This window comes from Woeseia oceani (assembly GCF_001677435.1).
Classification (GTDB): domain Bacteria; phylum Pseudomonadota; class Gammaproteobacteria; order Steroidobacterales; family Woeseiaceae; genus Woeseia; species Woeseia oceani.
The window spans coordinates 3,773,608-3,790,246 of sequence record NZ_CP016268.1; the positions used below are offsets into that span (position 1 = coordinate 3,773,608).

The window sequence follows — 16,639 nt, forward strand, 5'->3', positions numbered from 1 at the left end:
CTAAGTGCTAAAAAGAGATTTAAAATTCAAAGTAATCAGGTCACCAAAAACTTTGACCAAGAACGGTTGCTCATAATCTCGGAACGCATTTGCGAGCGGAGCAATATCAATATCCGATGGCTGTTCCTTCGCTTGCTCCGGACCGACCCGGTATCGGCTGTTGTCACCGAACGGCTCCCAGACGATGTAATCGATATCCAGGTATTTGAAGGCCACATGCACATCCCTCGATGCACCCAACGGTCTTCGCACCTTCACATCTGTAACGCCGTCGACTGCACTTAGGATTTCCCCTATCTTCTTCGGCCGAACGTATACGTTCTCGATCTCGAAGGCCAAGAAGTAGCCATCATCACGGTGAAGCTCGTAAGTCCTCATTGACTGCACTCGCATTCATCGCCATTCGCGAGATCGTTTGCACCTAGACCAGCAGCCGCAGCACCTGCCGCATTAAAATACGGGTTCGTTCTACCGGCCGCCGCGCGAAGCGCTGCATCAGTCGTGTACTGAGACAAATTCGGTGGCCTCAAACTACCCCCGCCGTCAAAGAGACGACGAAGCTGCGATCTGCCCGCACTCGCGGCAGCGCCTGAAGATGCCGTCAACGAGTATCCTTTCGCTAAGCCAGCGTAGACAAGCCTACCTCCGCCCAAGGTCAGAGAGGTAGCATTGCCGGTCGTTTGGCTCCGCCTATACGCCGCAGAACATTTGTCCACGCCACAATCGATACCGGCTCGATCTCCAATCCACGAAGTGATGCCGCCTGACAGGCCATCACCAAATCCCGTTGCCCCATCTACCAGCCCCTGTGGCAACGGATCACCAAATGCCCAGAGACCATATGGATCGTAATAGATCAAAGGATTGCTGTAGACGTATTCGTAGGTATTTGTGCCACCCCAAAGCCCAATAGGATCGCTCTCAAGATACCTTCCTGTACTCGGGTCATAAGTCCTGAAGTAGTTGTAATGCAGCCCCGTTTCCGCATCAAAATACTGCCCCGGAAACCGCCCGTTAAACGTAAAGTTAACCAGATCACCGTCCGGATCTTCATCCGCCAGTGACGTACCAAACGGCTCCGACTCCCAGCGCCAGATAACAGTGCCGGCATCCGTGATGGCCCGCGGTGTTCCGAGATGATCGGTGTGTACGTAGTACACACCGCTGCCTTGCAACACCGCTACCGGCGCGTCTTCGAACCACACCGTCTCCTGCAGCGGATTACCGAACGCATCGTACTCGCCTATCAACTGCCCTGCATCGTCATAGACGAACAGCGTCACCGTTCCGGTGTCTTTCCGGACGCGTTGCCCGAGGCCGATGGGGTCGGATTCCAAGTACCTACCGGTGGAAGGATCATAGGTGCGGTAGTAGTTGTAAACACGCGGCAACACAACCAGCGTTCGCGCATCACTTTCTTAGTACCTGCCGAGCATCTACCTCACCGGATTTCACTTTCTCAACCGCATCGACCCAGTCCTGTAAAATCGCAGGGTCATATGTCTTGCCATCCGGCAACAACGACATGCCTCCTAGTAATGCGCCAACGTCGTCAGATTGCGTCATGCTGTACCAATGCTCTAGAAAGGCGAACATCGCCAGGTATGCTTCGTTTTTCGTCATCTCTGTCATTAAACGTATCCTTACAAAGTTCCAGGAAGTGGCGGCGGAGCATTAACTCCACCGTTCTGAATTACTCCTCCACGAGTTTGCACCCAGACCTGACTTCCATCTGATTGGTACCTAGACCAAATAGTGTTTCCAAATCGATCGTGGCCAACTCGATTTCCGGGGTTGCTTGCCACACGTTGAAGCAGAGCCCTATTGGCTGCCGTATCGGCAATATGTCCGGGAGCATTTCGGAAGATATGCTGAACTTGCGCTGGATTCGGCGGATATGCTGAAACGTAAGTACGAGGCGGCAATAACCTGGACATTGGTAATCCCTGGCCAGCCGTATACAGCCCAACCGTCGCGCCAAGTATTTCGCACGCATCGCCTATGAACGACGACGATTCATTGAACGGCCCCTGCTCCGGCTGATCGCAGCTCGAACCGCCTGCATATCGACACAGTTCCTGGTACCGCTCGAAGTCCCTCTGTGCTTGCCTTTGCGCTGCCGCCGCTTCACGCGCCATGGCTGCCGCTGCGGCACCTGGATCAGGCCCAGGAAACTGTCCATCGCCTTCGTAAAGTCCGAACGGATCTACACCACTGAGAGGATTGCCCCCGACGTAACCATAGGTATTCAATCCACCACCTAGACCGATTGGATCTGATTCCAGGTATCTGCCGGTGGACGGGTCATAAGTCCTGAAGTAGTTGCAATGCAACCCCGTCTCCGCATCAAAATACTGCCCCGGAAACCGCCCGTTAAACGTGAAGTTAACCAGATCACCGTCCGGATCTTCATCCGCCAGTGCGGTACCGAACGGATCCGACTCCCAGCGCCAGATAACAGTGCCCGAATCCGTGATGGCCCGCGGTGTTCCCAGATGATCGGTGTGTACGTAGTACACATCGCTGCCTTGCAACACCGCCACCGGCGCGCCTTCGAACCACACCGTCTCCTGCAGCGGATTACCGAACGCATCGTACTCGCCAATCAACTGCCCTGCATCTTTGAGACATAGGAATAGGTGTTCGGCCCAGCAGCCAAACCGATCGGGTCGCTCTCTAGGTACCTTCCTGTGCTTGGGTCATAGGTTCTGAAGTAGTTGTAAAGAACTCGGCCGTACGACGATCGGCGACTACGTTTTCGATTTTCCCAACGCAGTCCGCGGCTTAGGTTATTTCTGCGCCGACGCATGCGCCGCACAGCCACTTTTGAGCCCAGACGCGACTTTTCGCTTAACTCCGGCATGCGCAGCATTGTATCGGCCTCGCGTGATGTAAGCAGGTACCGTTCAAGGCTCGTGCACCGTCACGATTTGGCCTTCGACTAGTCGACGGGTTTGAGCACCTTTGCCCTTCTCTCAATAGGAGCAGGCTCAGAATTTAGGCTAATCGCGCCGATCTCTTCAGCAGTTGCAAACAAGTAGTTGTCGTCTACATCGAGATTATTTGTAACGTCGCAGAAGACTTGGAACCGAAAGCCTCGATCAAAAATTATTTCCAAGTCGTGCGTCCCTGGTCTCACTTCAGCGGCCTCCACGCCTCTTCCGACTAGTCCTCCTAAACCTGTACGAGAGGGTAGATCCTCGTTGTCACGCCAACTACAGACTACGCGATCATTATGGGACAGTCGCCACGAGCAATAAACGGTCAGCTCCAATTCAGAAGCAAATTTCCGGTCGGCTTCGCTCAAATTCGGATTGCCCAATTGCTTGATGCGCCTTAGTCGATCACCAAACCCCAGAGCAGCGACGGAACCAGTTCCCGCACCGTAAATGACCGACCGACAGTCCTTGCCAACAAGTTGTTTGGCAAATTCAAATACCGTCACAACCGACCAGCCTTAATATCTCGAGCAATTTCCAATAACTGCTGATAGTCATCAATTCCCTGTCCACTGATTTCATCATGGAAAATTCTTTGTTGCTCGCGGCTCAAACCAGCCTGTTTTGCTGCATCGCGAGCCATTCTATTTTCCCGCCGCAGTGCATCTGTTCCCTTGAGTTCACCTTGACTACCAGGCTTTTTGCGATGGTCGCCGATAGCCCCGCGCTGATAACGCGGTAATCGCTTAAGTAACCCACCTGCGAATGGAATAAATCCTGCGGCATTAAGAAACGATGGATCTTCGCAAAAATCAGCAGCATCTTTCGCGGTTCCGTACGGCGTAAACTCTTCCGCCAGAAGCTCGCCAAGGAAGTTTGTGTTAATGTCTCGCTCGAACCGTTGTTCAAGCATCCATTCCTCTTCCCATGGGTTCAGGCCAAAGGGATCAACGTATGACAGCGGATTTCCGGCGACGTAACCGTACGTATTCGGCCCGCCGTAGAGGCCGATGGGGTCGGATTCCAAGTACCTACCGGTGGAAGGATCATAGGTGCGGTGGTAGTTGTAAAGAACTCGGCCGTACGACGATCGTCGACTACGTTTTCGATTTTCCCAACGCACTCCGCGGCTTAGGTTATTTCTGCGCCGACGCGTGCGCCGCACAACGACTTTTTGACCCAGACGCGACTTTTCAGCTAACAGAGGCATGCGTTGCATTGTAGTCGGCTTGCACGATGCACGCAGGCTTTCTTTAGCTGCCATTAACAGACGGGCCAGGGACGACTGGCCCCAGGTGGCGCAGCCACTCCTTAACCGCGAGCCGCAAGGCTCGTGGCAGCGGCCATTGACACATAGTGTGGGATGTACGCAGTTGGCGGTTACCGACGTGCACAGCACGACGGTGCTCAACCGGCTATTGCGTATATCGTGCACATTATGTTCGGTGGGTGCTTACCCGCAGGGGGACTGTTATGGCTTGCGATCAGCGGGATGCGTCAGTGCGTGGATTTCCTTGAGCTTCACGATCGACACTTGCGTGTAGATTTGCGTGGTCGATAAGTCGCTGTGACCAAGCATCGCCTGGATAAAGCGGATGTCGGCACCGTTGTCGAGCATGAGAGTGGCCATGGTGTGACGGAAGATGTGACACGCACCGGGCTTGTTCACGCCGGCGGCCTGGATGTATTTCTTCACGAGGTCCGTTAAGCGATTGCCGTGGAACGGCTCGCCGTACTCATGCAGGAACAGGTAACCGGCATCGGGTTCCACAACCAGGGTGTGACGCACTTCATCGCGGTAGCGCTCGATCCACTGGCCGGCGCGTTGACCGATCGGCACCATGCGATCCTTTTTGCCTTTGCCCTCTCGGACCATCAACGTGCCGTTGCGCGTGTCAACGTCATAGAGTTTCAAGTTCGCAAGCTCCATGCAGCGGATGCCGGTCGAGTACAGCGTCTCGATGATCGCGCGATCACGGGTGCCCAGCTCACCGTGCAACAAGGTTTGATTCAGGATGCGCCCGACCTCGGCCGCTGATAACAGTTGCTTCGGCAGCCGCCGATGCACCTTGGGCAGTTCCAGTTCCGAGGCCGGGTTGTAGAGGATGTAGTTCTCTTTGGTTAACCACTTAAAGAACATCTTGATCGGCACCAGGCGTTGCTGTTGCGTCGCGAACGACAACGGTTGCCCATCGACTTTACGGTAGTGATACAGATAGCGGCGGTAACGTTCCAGGATTGGCCGCGTGATGTCCTGCGGTCGATCCAGATCACGCTCGTCGCACCACATAATGAAGCGGCTCAGCATGCGTCGGCGGATTTGCACCGTGGTCTTACTCAGGCCGTTTACGGCCGAGGCCTCGATAAAGCGATTTAAGTACGGCGTGATGCCGTGGTGCGCGATCGGGTACGCCTCCGGCGTCGGTTTCAGTTTGCGCCGTTTGCGCTTCACCCTTCTGCTAACTTCGCGACCAGCGACGGTGCGTTAGTACGATACGACGATTCTGACGGACTTGCCGGAACAGTGCGTTCCGGCGCATCGTCACATTCTTCAGCATCGTGACCGTTGTGGTTGTTGGGCTGCGTACCGTTCTGATGTTGCCGGCTACCACCCGACACCGCACCGACTTGGGGCCGACCGGTTGGGTTGCGGCCCCGACCGGTTGTCGTCATAAGTGCGTTTCAGTTCGGCCACATCGATCAAGCCGCTTAAGTGCGGTGCAGGTTGTTCGGCGTCGCCGTCGTATAAGAGTTCGTAGACGAACGACTGGCCACGGCCACCACGATGGACCAGCAGATATTCCAGTTCTTCTAAGCGATGCAGATGCACCTTGAGTTGCGTGTTGCCCCAACCGGTCGCCTCACGTACCTCCCGGCGGCTAAAGCGGAAGTCGGCACGGTTCATCGCAAGTACGATACATCGCTCAGCGACCCATGTGACGACGAGCTGTAACAGCTTGCGAGTTTGCGGCGGCAGTTCATCGAGCGTGCGACCGAGCACCTCGTGTGCGAGTCGATTCGCAGCCGCGATGTCATCGAGTGGCACTTCAACGTAGCGGATCAGTTCATCGCCGTGCTCGATGCTCTTGATCGATCGTTGATGTTGATGCAACAACGCGATCGCATCGATCAGCGTTAAGTACTTATCGTGATCACGCCGTGTGCGCGTGCGATCAGCAACGGACGTTAAGTGCTTCGCATAAGGGTTCACAACGGCGAGCGATTGGATCAGTCGTTCGGCATTCTGATGCAATGACCGGATGGCATCACGGTCCACTTTCGCCAAGAGACCCGCAAGGGTCCGGCGTTGCCGCTGGCTTTCGTGGATCGCCTCGGTTTGTTGCCGGCCTTCATCGACACTCAGCACGATGCAGCGATTCAAGAGCTCTTCATCGAGATCGATCGCGGTGGTGGTGAGCATCAGCATCACCGGCCCTTCGACGTGATACTGGTGCGTTTCCAGTTTCCCCGTCACCGCGTCCTTGCCGGTCGAAGCGATGGTGAGTTCACCTTCGGACTGCAACAGCTTCAACGCATAAGACGCGCTGCTTGCACCTTCTTCTTCGGCCAGTGCCAACACCTTGTGCTTAAGATCGGTCTCGCCCATGTAATACAGCGATTGACCGGTCATCGCGGAGTACTGTGGGCGATCCTCGGCCGGTACGAACGCAAGTACAGCATCCATCAACGCCGACTTGCCGGCCGCCGACGTTGACTGGATGGTCACCGCCAACGGTGCATCGAGTTTACGAGACAGAGCGGCCAGGTAGACGATCTGTTTGTTCGCATCCTCACCGACCAGGCCGCAGCGCGTCAGGTCCGCCGCGATGCGATCCAGAAGCTCCGGTGATTTCAGAAGATCGAGTGCAGCGGCCGTCTCCGGTTCGGATAATGCGACTGTTTTGGTTTCCGGCGATTGCAACGCGCGGATGCGTTCTTCTTGCAGCGCCTCGCATTTCAGTAACAACTTACCCAGGTCGGCCTTGATGACCGTCTCGGTCACACCCAGTTCGACAGCGGCTTGTTTGACGAACGCAGCCCTCGGTCGTGACTGATACAAGTCCAGTGTGTCGACGTGCACGGCCGGCTCGCCGAGTGAGTGGCCAGAGACCAACAGATTGATCTTCATCACGTCGAAGCTCAGGTTCTTCTCAAGCCCCCGGATGCGGTAGCGGCGATCACCTAGGTTGATGACGATATCGGTATCTGACACCTCTGCTTCCACAGACGGCTGCGGTGCCGCCGGCACAACAGCAGCAGGCACATTAACTTCCGGCTCGGGCTCCGGTTCCTCGATCGACTCGTCGTCGGTGTCGTCGAGCACCGATTCCAGTTCAGCGACTAAGGGAGGTATGGGATCGTCACCGGCCTCACCGGTGCATCTGTCACTGGTGATTGCTTCGGTCGTGATCGGTTTTGCTTTGCCGTTGCCAAGCCAGATTGCCGAACGGATCACCACGCCCAGGGATTTCGTCGCCGGTTGTACCTGGCACGCGTAAGCGTTTGCATCCATACCTTTCGGGAAGTGGATGCGGTAACAGTCGATGCCTTCGGTGAGCAGCCGTTTCGATAATTTCTCGGCAGCGGCTTCCCCGGCTTGATCGCGGTCATACGCGATCAGGACACGTTGTGTCCCATTGGCTTTGAACGCGGCCAGGTGATCAGCCGTGAAGCCCTCGATGCCGTAACTCGCGGTCACGTTTCTAAAGCCTGCGCACCAGAACGTCAACGCATCGATCAGAGATTCGCACACGATGATTTCGGGGCTGGCTTGCAACGCTGCCGCATTCCACACACCGGCATGCGCACCCGGCAGATACAGATGCATCGGCGTACCCTTGCGCAGGTTGTCGTTGATCTTGCGGCCGTAGACTTCCGTCACATTGCCGCCGTCATCGATCACCGGCATCACGATCGAGCCATTAAAGTGCTCGTGCCCCGACGTTCGCAACACGCCGATACGTTGCAACTGGCCACGAAGGGCCGCACCGTCTTTGCGGTTCTTCATCGGCAAGCGATAGCCGAGCGTGCGATTCGCAAAGCCAAGCTTGAAGCGATCGATCGCCTCACTGTTCGCGGTGCCACGTTTCTCCAGATACGCGAGCGCCTCCGGTGATTGCTTTAGGGTCTCGTGGTAGTAGTCGATCACCTGCACAAGCAGCTTGGCATCGCCGGCATCGGTTTCCAGGGCCGTGGGCAGCTTCTTCACCGTCGAGTGTGCCGTGGTTCGCTTGTCGGCAGCTAAAGGTTGATAGTCGGCCAGGAGCAGTTCGGCGGCGTGCCGGAACGATACCCCCTCCGCTTGCATCACCCAGTCGATCACCGAGCCGCCGCTTTGGCAGACACCCAGGCAGTGCCACAGATTCGTTTTCGGACTGATGACCAGCGACGGCTCGCGATCGTCGTGGAACGGACACAGACCCAGAAGATCGGCACCGTGACGTTTCAGCGTCACCCCCATACTGGTCGCCAGACGCTCCACTGCGACCTCGGCCTTCAGACGATCCAGTTGATCATCGGGGATACGGGCCATAAATCGCTCCTTTCGTAAAAACCTGTCAAGGGGTTTCGAGTAAAAATAACTCTGTTGCAGAGTACTCTGTTATAGAGTAATGTTAACTCGACTTTAAGGAACCGGGGATATGCTCATGGCGTCATCATCACATTGGATTACCGCCGTGACGCCCCAGGACAAACGTTTTTATCAAGCACTCGGTCAACGCGTTGCCGAGTTACGCAAGGCGCAGGACCTCACCCAGGTACAGCTCGCCGAACGGCTCGGCGTTTCACAACAGACGTTGGCCCACTACGAGGTCGGCCGACTGCGGATCGCCGTGGCGATGCTACCGGCTCTCGCGAAGGAACTTGCTGTGTCAGTCGAGACGCTCGTCGGCACGCCGACAATAAGGAACAAGCGCGGACCCGCGCCCAAGCTACAGCGACAGATCGAGCAGATTCAGCAGTTGCCAAGGACCAAGCAACGTTTCGTTATCGAGATGCTCGATACCGTGCTGCAACAGAGCGACTAAAAAAGGAGATGCATTAGCAGGCAGAGTTGATTACAACGCACCCCAGATCAGTTGCGAGGCAGCATGCGCGCGATCTGCGTGCCTACTCCGCAGGGAAGCCCGTCTCGCCAGGACTGTCACTCATCCAAGTAACCCGCTCATTCGACGGCGTCTTGAGGTACGCAAGATCAACGCCGATTTTCTGCATCGCGAGCTGTATTGCTTGAACAGCATCTGCCCCACCGGCATAGCTCATCTTCTTCTTCCCAAGAAAGTCGATTGCGTACGGGCAGTAGTAATCGTTGCCGTCCTCGAACAACTCCGGCTTACCGATAGTCACCACAACAGCTTCGCTGCCAACACTTAGCTTTCTTGTAGCAATGGGTTTAGATATCTCAGTAATCTTCATTTCGGTGCCTACCAAAAGACCAGTGGAGGCAGCGGTCGGCCAGCTCTGCAAGCCCCGTTTCTGTCCTGAACGCTCGCCCAACATCTAGCTCGCGCACCCGTACCAGGCATAGTCATCATTCGGCACATCCGCTCATCTGCCAGCGCTTGTTTCTCGCACTTATCTTCATCATCGTCACATTGTTCGCCTTCCATCGGCATCGTGCCAGGAATGGAAATCGGAAATGGAAGCGATATCGGCGGCATTGGTGGTGTTTGCGCCCTCGGCCGGTTACGAATGATGTCCGCAACATCCATGCCGAAATCGACCAACGCGATACCCGTGGCAATAGCCAGAGCAGCACACGCCGGATTCGATGCACATGCAGCTACCACGACCGGAATCGCCTCTCCGGTTGGGTCTGTATACCGCAACGGATTCTGATTCACGTAGCCGTATGTATTCAACCCGCCGCCGAGGCCTATGGGGTCACTCTCCAGGTACCGCCCAGTCGAAGGATCATAGGTTCTGAAGTAGTTGTAATGCAGCCCCGTCTCCGCATCAAAATACTGCCCCGGAAACCGCCCGTTAAACGTGAAGTTAACCAGATCACCGTCCGGATCTTCATCCGCCGGTGCGGTACCGAACGGCTCCGACTCCCAGCGCCAGATAACAGTGCCCGCATCCGTGATGGCCCGCGGTGTTCCGAGATGATCGGTGTGTACGTAGTACACATCGCTGCCCGTCAGCAGCGCCACCGGCGCGCCTTCGAACCACACCGTCTCTTGCAACGGATTACCGAACGCATCGTACTCGCCAATCAACTGCCCTGCATCGTCATAGACGAACAGCGTCACCGATCCGGTGTCCTTCCGGACGCGTTGCCCGAGGCCGTTGTGCTGGTAGGTCGCGAGTCCCATATCCACGCCCGTCAATCGGCCACGATCGTCGTAGCTGTAAGTATGCACGCCATCGCCAATGATGTTCCCCGCTGCATCGTAGGAATACGTGCGCGGAGCCGGACCGCTCCGGCTGAGCAGGCGGTTGCTGGTCGAGGCATAGGTCTGGTTGCTGATCACGCCGGCTTCATTCAAGGACAAACGGTTCGCGTTCTTGTCGTAGCTGTAGACCTGCGAAGCCGGCAATACGGCCCCGCCCGGGATTGGTGTCGAGGTGAAGTTCGTCAGACGCCCAAGAACATCATAGTCGAACGCCATATCGTGACGGCTGTCGTCAATGTCCGTCACCTGGCCCACCGCGTCATACAACAAGGTCCGTGTATCGGACGCCAGCGTATGTGAGGTCTGCAAACCGCGCAGATCAAAATCACGGGTGCTGACCGTCAGATCGTTCCAGGTCCAGCCAGTGGGCGGCCCGAACGGATCGTACGTTACTCCTGACAGCACAACCTGACCATTCGCAGAGATACTCGTAACCTGGTGCCCGGTATAACCGTACGACAACACTTTGCCGGATGGCAGGGTCGTGGACTGAAGTAGACCAGCCGCGTCATAGTCGTGACTGGTGGTAAAGGTCACGCCACTTATGACCTGCTGCTTTTGGGTTACTGCACCAAACGGATCGTATAGCCACGATACCGAACCGGTAGCATCCGTCACGCCGCTAAGGCGGCCAATGCCGTTCGCATTCTGATCGTAGACATAGGAAATCGTCGAAAGATTATCAAACGTTGCTGTCGTCAGACGATTCAACGCATCGTATTGATACGTTGTAACTTTGCCTCTGGCATCTACGGCAGAGACGACATTTCCGGCCGCATCGTGGTCATAGGTGGTCAGGCCACGGTCCGGGCTCGATTCGCTCAGCTGATTGCCAAGATCGTCGTAGACATAGGTTGTCGTGTCGTAAAGGGAGTTTTTAACCGTCAAAAGATTGTCGGCTTTGTCGTAGGTGAAGTCCGTGTAGCCGTTGATCGCGTCCTGAATGCGGGTTAGCCGCTTTAGCTGGTCGTAGGTGTACTTGGTCAGGACCAGGTCGGCATCCCGCTCCTCTTTGAGGGTGCCGTCAGAGTTGTACGTCAAAGTGGATGTAAAGCCCCCTGCGTTGATTGTTTCGACAGCGTTTCGCGCGTCGAACGTGCGATCCACCGCGCGAGTCAATTGCAATGAAGGATCCAGGACGTCATCGGAGTTGCGATTGCCGCGAATGTCGTAGCCGTACTCAATTCGATTGCCCAGGTTATCCTCAACGGCAGTCAATCGGTGCGCCGCATTGTACGTATAGGTAAGTACCCGGCCGTCGGAAAGTGTGGCCGTTTTCAGCAGCGAACCGGCCTCATAAGTAAACGAAGAAACCCGTTGCGCGCCAACCAGCGGCGCCTCTGTAACGGACAACAACCGGCCACGAAGATCGTACGCGTAGTTCATTACGTGACCATTCGGGTCTGAACTCTGCAGAAGGCGACCGTGGCTGTCATAGTCATCAAAAAATGTAACGTGGCCAAGTGGATTCGTCACGCTCTTCAATTGGCCGCACTCCCCGCCAACCGTACATTCGTAATACTCCAGCGTATACAGGTCAGTGACATCAGTGCGCGGACCGTCAATTGTGGTTGCTTGCCCGTAACTGTTATACCCCCCGTACGTTGTAGTCTGCTGAACAGGGCCACACACGCCGCTGTTCATGCGGAAGCCTGCGTTTGTCATTGACGCAACAAGCTGAGTGCCGGGTATATACGTGACAATCTCCTCAGCAAAACGTGGCGTACCGTCATCGCACACACTGGGTCGTGTGGTCTTCGTTCGGAAGTTGCTGGTGTCGTTCAGGTAGTCGTACGTGGTTTCTCGTCGAGTGGCCGTTGCTACCACCGACTCAAGTGTCGAAATTTTGTGGAAATCATCGTAATAGAAATAGGTCTGAACCTGTACTTCGTCTCGGATTTTTGTCAGGCGATACTGCTTAGATCCTTCGTATGTGAAAACTTTGGCACCGTACGGCGAATTGGCCGACTTTACTCGAGAAGGACCAGCGCCTTTCCCCGACAACGAATAGTCGAACTGGTTTCCATCAGCGTCATGTACTCGGGTTACGGTAGTGCTTCCCATGTTCGGATCGTAGGTCAGAGAGTACCCAAAGTCCCCACCGTCATGCTCCGTTGACGTGGCTCGACCGGCGAAATCGTAACCAAACTCGCTGAACCGGCGTCCTTCTTCATCGGTAACACCAGTCAGCAACATGACGTTACTAGCGCGCACGTCCTCGTAGTGATACTGAACAGTTTTGCCGTCCTGGTAGGTAACCGACTCCAGCTTTCCGGTGTTTCCATTGGAATAGCCGTACACGATATCGTGTCCAGCCGAGTCAGTGATCTTTTCGACGTAGGTTGGCGAAAATGGATCGAAAGGTGCGTACGTGATTGCAACGGTATGTCCAAACGGACCCGTGATGAAGTCCGGGTGATCCGCACAGTTATCCGGATAGTCTAGCTGCGTCCGATTGCCACTGGCGTCTTCGATATAGCCGAGCCGCGGTCTGGGCTCGGTATTCTGGCCAGCCGAGCAAACTACCGCGTCGTAGTGTTCGATACTTCCGTCGGCCAGAAAGACGTCCCACTCATCGGCCAGCGCGCCCGGCCGGGCCTGCATGCCTGAGCCGTCGGAGGCCATATAGACGTCGGTATGGCCGGCAAGCGCAAAGAGAGGAACGGAGCTCCCATCGCCTCGAAACAGCTCGGTCGGCAGGTCCGACGATGGATCAAGCCGCAGAACGCGAACGTAGCTGTGCGTCCAGAACGGGGGGAGCCGACGAATATGTTGTGCAGACTGCGCCCAGGGCACCATTGTCGAAGTGAATGTCCGGGTAAACTGGATGCCTGGAGCGGTGTAGTCCACGACGGTTTCAATTTTCGCGCCGGTCGCCGGGTTGCACGGATTTCCAATGCATACTTTATTGCTGTGCGAATAGCTTTTGTTAGGCGTCCAAATTTGGCCGGTCTCATCGTTCACGCAGCTTGTCTGTCCGTTCGCGTCCGGCCCGGTTTCTTGGTATCCATCTGGACAGACCAGGTCCTGAGTCCGGTACACAAATGCGGCTCGAGTTTCACTGCCGAGACAATCATATCCAGGCGCGGCGCTGTCGCGTTTTGTATCAAAAGTATACTCCCTGACCTGACGCTCCTGAAACGGCGCAGCAGGAGTACCGGTAGGTGGATTGGAGCCACCACCCCCGTACCACCAGTCAGTTACCGGCGAAGGGCCGGAGAGTATTCCGCACGCATAATATCCATGATGAAAGAGTGCATCGAGCGCGTCCTCGGCGGAGTAAAAGGGCCCAGGCAGCGTGTCCGGACCGCACTCGTGATGACCCAGATCGTAGTCACAAGCTCGGTAAGTCCACGGTTCACCGACGTCTGGCTCAGTGATTTTCGGAATCGCCTCGTATAATCGCCTGACGTTTATCGCATCGACCTCATCCTCGCCAGTGTAGGCAAGGAAGGCCGCTGAATCGGAAGATGCCCGCATCGCAGTTTCAGCTTGCTGCAAGGTATCAAACTGAGTTGAGCCTGTATGGTCAGTCTGGTAAGTCCAAAACTTCTGCAGAGTCTGGCTCGTTGCTGGCGCTGCCTGAAACACACCGACAAACGAAGCAATAACTAACAGGCACCGAGCTGCAAAACTGAGACGTAGAATTGACATGTGCGCCCCCCAGGAAGGATCCAATCCAATAGTGTGAATACCAGTTCTTCAGAGACAGATCCGGGAAAACATAGGCGAATGCCGTGAATGTAGTCAATAATCTTCTTATACGTCAATTGTGGTAGGGCCGTTAGCCACTATCGTGGAGACGATTTTCGATGGTCTGGTGCTCGGCCAACGTGCTGTCACTGGTCGTTAACCGATGTGTACATCGACTGAATCACTGCAACGGATATCCCCTTCCCGCACAACCATTGTCATCACCCACCGACTCTCCACCATCGTTCGCGCCGACTGCATCTACGTGATGGACAAAGGCCGCATCGCGGAGAGCGGGGAGCATTCGGAACTGATTGAGAAGAACGGCATCTACGCGGCTTTGTGGGCAGTGCAGACCGGGCAAACAGCCTGAGCACGGCACGACGTCTCCGTCAGCGCTGCACCAACCAGAAAGCACACGCAGCGAGGCCTGCCAGAATTCCTGGCGCGGCAACCAGCCACTGAGTCACAAAGAGCTTGCGACAAGCGCCATCTATATCGCTGCGCAGGCCGAGGCTGGCCCACACTACGGCGGATAATGACGCCGCTGCTACCGACAGTACGTACATCATCAGCAGGATCAATGCATAGGCGAGACCCGTACCGGTATCGCGCCGATACCCGCCACTGGGCGCATCGCTCAGCACCCAGAGAATGCCGATTGCGAGAAGCACCCACGCGAACACCAGTCCCGCCACAATGAAGCCATTAACGGTGCGGCTACGAAACAGGAAGGCTGGCAATGTCGTTGCTATCCGGCGTGGCGCCACGATCGACGCAAGCGCTACACCGATAGCCAATAGAACCATGAGGCCGGCAACGTGGGCGGGCGCCACCGGGCCACCAACGATGCCCTGTATCACGCTCGGCAAGAACACAGCCAGTAGCGGCAACAACAGAATTACGGCGGCCTTGCGACGCTGCGGCGGATGCCGCCACAGGAGCCATAGTGCAAACAACATGGGCAACGCCGCGGCGATAACGTAGTAGAACAACAACGCGAGTACACCGAACCCGGCGCTCTTGTCTGTCATAGAAGCGGGTACGACCCACAGGAGAGCGAGTACGACCTGGATCGAGAGCGTGATATTGGCGGCTCGATTCATGGTGTGTTTACCGCTGCCCGCGCCGTGAACTCGCGCCTTTCTCGCACGTGCAGGAAATAATCCCACGACACTTTCGCAACAACCACCAAAGCGGCGAAGCCCGTGGTCGTCGCGAGCGGCGGCACAGCGAACACCACAACGTAGGCCAATGCAATAACAGCGTAGAGCGCGATACAACGTTTGAACGGCATCAGAATCAGATCGCTCGCTCGCGCGCTCCTGAACTCGCCGCGCAGCAGAAAATTAATAACGAACGACAAACCATGACTGATCAGGAACAACAACGAAGAGACGAAAATCAGCCCGACCTGGTTGACAGGCTCATCCACTGGATTGGCAACCTTCAGTCGATCCGCTGCCAGCAGGATGCCGAGCCCAACGGCACCCAACAGGCCGAAATAGAACGTGCCCATTTTGACGAGCAAGATGATGGATACCAGTATTCGACTGCCCCGGGACACACTGACCCAGCGGTTTTGGTACGGCTCACCAATCAGCGACGCTACGATCAGCTTCAAAGCGCTGAACAGCCCGATCCAGAAGCCCTCCCACCAGTAGATGAGCACAAGCTGATAGAGCGACAGGTTGTAGCTGATAGCGATCAGTAACAAACCGGCATTGGCCAGCAGAAGGCTGAACGCGCTCACCCCAAGCTTGCCGATCGTGGGCAAAGCTGAGAGCCGTTCCTGCAAGGGAGTGTCAGCGTCATGCATCAAGCCACTCTAAGGGCTCTGACCGGCGGGGGGAGTGACTAAGTCACGAAACAGCCAGAGCAGCCCGATTCTCACGAGCACAAATCCGGCTCAATCAGGACACAGAGCTTGCCAATAGGCACCGGAGCGGGGCGCCGCGCAACGGCACTCGCAACTCCGTGCTAGCCTTCGCGATACACCCACACGTGAGAAGCGTCTTGAACACAGGCTGCAAAACAACACCCACCCGACAAGGTAGCGCCCTTCTGCTATTGGCCATCCTGATGCTGCAGGCGTGCGCTGGCTTGCGGCCCGGCTTTGAAACGCCGACGGTTACCGTCAGTTCCTTTCGCGCACTACCCTCGCAAGGGGCAATGCCCAATTTTGAAATCGGTCTGCAGGTCACCAACCCCAACGCCGTCGCCTTGAATTTGCGCGGTGTTACTTACGGCGTCAGTCTCGGCGGCTACGAACTGATCAAAGGCGTCGGCAACGACTTGCCGGTGATCGCAGCCTACGGTCAGGGTGAATTCAAACTCACGGCCTCAGCGAACCTGCTCGCCGGGATGCGCTTGCTTGGCGATTTGATGAACGGACCCAAGGACAGCGTGCCGTACGAGTTCGAAGCCAAGCTCGATATCGGTGCCCTGCGGCCAGCGATCAGAGTCAAAGACAGCGGTGCGATTTCACTGCAGTCTTTCGGCACCAACTGAGCCGGTCGACGCCAGCCCAGCACATTGCCGGACCCAATTTCAATGGTGACTTTAGCCGCCGGAATAAGGATACTGCGCCGCCCTGCCGCCCGTTGCGTA

General features: G+C 56.2%; 14 protein-coding genes and 2 pseudogenes. 3 read left to right on the forward strand and 13 right to left on the reverse strand.

Annotated features, from left to right (window positions below; genetic code table 11):
- The 9 genes and pseudogenes from BA177_RS16990 to BA177_RS17025 form a co-directional block, all read right to left on the reverse strand.
- A complete protein-coding gene (locus BA177_RS16990) occupies positions 1 to 378 on the reverse strand; it encodes a hypothetical protein (RefSeq protein WP_068618192.1) in 378 nt (125 codons plus the stop codon).
- Positions 375 to 1,394 (reverse strand): RHS repeat-associated core domain-containing protein, encoded by a 1,020-nt coding sequence (locus BA177_RS16995; RefSeq protein ID WP_068618194.1) that lies wholly within the window; start codon positions 1,392 to 1,394, stop codon positions 375 to 377. The genes BA177_RS16990 and BA177_RS16995 overlap by 4 nt, the downstream gene beginning before the upstream one ends.
- Before the next feature lie 16 nt (positions 1,395 to 1,410).
- Complete coding sequence (locus BA177_RS17000) at positions 1,411 to 1,632, reverse strand: hypothetical protein (RefSeq protein ID WP_068618196.1); 222 nt, start codon at positions 1,630 to 1,632, stop codon at positions 1,411 to 1,413.
- Positions 1,633 to 1,643: 11 nt separating this feature from the next.
- Positions 1,644 to 2,609, reverse strand: a complete 966-nt coding sequence (locus BA177_RS17005) for an RHS repeat-associated core domain-containing protein (RefSeq protein ID WP_068618198.1) — start codon at positions 2,607 to 2,609, stop codon at positions 1,644 to 1,646.
- Positions 2,606 to 2,872: an RHS repeat-associated core domain-containing protein gene (locus BA177_RS18445; protein WP_156762887.1), complete on the reverse strand. Its 267-nt coding sequence runs from the start codon at positions 2,870 to 2,872 to the stop codon at positions 2,606 to 2,608. Before BA177_RS18445 ends, BA177_RS17005 begins: the two co-directional genes overlap by 4 nt.
- A 69-nt stretch (positions 2,873 to 2,941) precedes the next feature.
- Complete coding sequence (locus tag BA177_RS17010) at positions 2,942 to 3,445, reverse strand: hypothetical protein (RefSeq protein ID WP_068618201.1); 504 nt, start codon at positions 3,443 to 3,445, stop codon at positions 2,942 to 2,944.
- Between the two features lie 422 nt (positions 3,446 to 3,867).
- Positions 3,868 to 4,008 (reverse strand): annotated as a pseudogene (locus BA177_RS19205) (RHS repeat-associated core domain-containing protein); the annotation flags it as partial.
- 402 nt (positions 4,009 to 4,410) lie between these two features.
- On the reverse strand, positions 4,411 to 5,391 hold the full coding sequence (gene xerC, locus BA177_RS17020) for a site-specific tyrosine recombinase XerC (RefSeq protein WP_068618205.1): 981 nt from the start codon (positions 5,389 to 5,391) through the stop codon (positions 4,411 to 4,413).
- A 153-nt stretch (positions 5,392 to 5,544) separates the two neighbouring features.
- Positions 5,545 to 8,472, reverse strand: a complete 2,928-nt coding sequence (locus BA177_RS17025) for a CHC2 zinc finger domain-containing protein (protein WP_068618207.1) — start codon at positions 8,470 to 8,472, stop codon at positions 5,545 to 5,547.
- Between the two features lie 115 nt (positions 8,473 to 8,587).
- On the opposite strand from BA177_RS17025, the gene BA177_RS17030 reads away from it, so the two are divergent.
- The gene (locus BA177_RS17030) at positions 8,588 to 8,968 is read left to right on the forward strand and encodes a helix-turn-helix domain-containing protein (RefSeq protein ID WP_197493212.1); all 381 of its coding nucleotides are present in this window, start codon (positions 8,588 to 8,590) and stop codon (positions 8,966 to 8,968) included.
- An 82-nt stretch (positions 8,969 to 9,050) separates the two neighbouring features.
- On the opposite strand, the gene BA177_RS17035 is transcribed toward BA177_RS17030, so the two are convergent.
- Both BA177_RS17035 and BA177_RS17040 read right to left on the reverse strand, forming a co-directional pair.
- A complete protein-coding gene (locus BA177_RS17035; RefSeq protein WP_068618211.1) occupies positions 9,051 to 9,356 on the reverse strand; it encodes a DUF6968 family protein in 306 nt (101 codons plus the stop codon).
- 8 nt (positions 9,357 to 9,364) lie between these two features.
- A complete protein-coding gene (locus tag BA177_RS17040) occupies positions 9,365 to 13,186 on the reverse strand; it encodes an RHS repeat domain-containing protein (protein ID WP_197493213.1) in 3,822 nt (1,273 codons plus the stop codon).
- A gap of 1,024 nt (positions 13,187 to 14,210) precedes the next feature.
- Here BA177_RS17040 and BA177_RS18450 point away from each other — a divergent pair.
- A pseudogene (locus BA177_RS18450) lies at positions 14,211 to 14,402 on the forward strand (ABC transporter); the annotation flags it as partial.
- Between the two features lie 19 nt (positions 14,403 to 14,421).
- Here the strand turns inward: BA177_RS18450 and BA177_RS17045 are convergent.
- Both BA177_RS17045 and BA177_RS17050 read right to left on the reverse strand, forming a co-directional pair.
- A complete protein-coding gene (locus BA177_RS17045) occupies positions 14,422 to 15,135 on the reverse strand; it encodes a hypothetical protein (protein ID WP_156762888.1) in 714 nt (237 codons plus the stop codon).
- Complete coding sequence (locus tag BA177_RS17050) at positions 15,132 to 15,848, reverse strand: DUF6498-containing protein (protein WP_156762889.1); 717 nt, start codon at positions 15,846 to 15,848, stop codon at positions 15,132 to 15,134. Before BA177_RS17050 ends, BA177_RS17045 begins: the two co-directional genes overlap by 4 nt.
- Positions 15,849 to 16,201: 353 nt before the next feature.
- Here BA177_RS17050 and BA177_RS17055 point away from each other — a divergent pair, with 353 nt between their 5' ends.
- A complete protein-coding gene (locus BA177_RS17055; RefSeq protein WP_197493215.1) occupies positions 16,202 to 16,540 on the forward strand; it encodes an LEA type 2 family protein in 339 nt (112 codons plus the stop codon).
- Positions 16,541 to 16,639 lie beyond the last annotated feature (99 nt).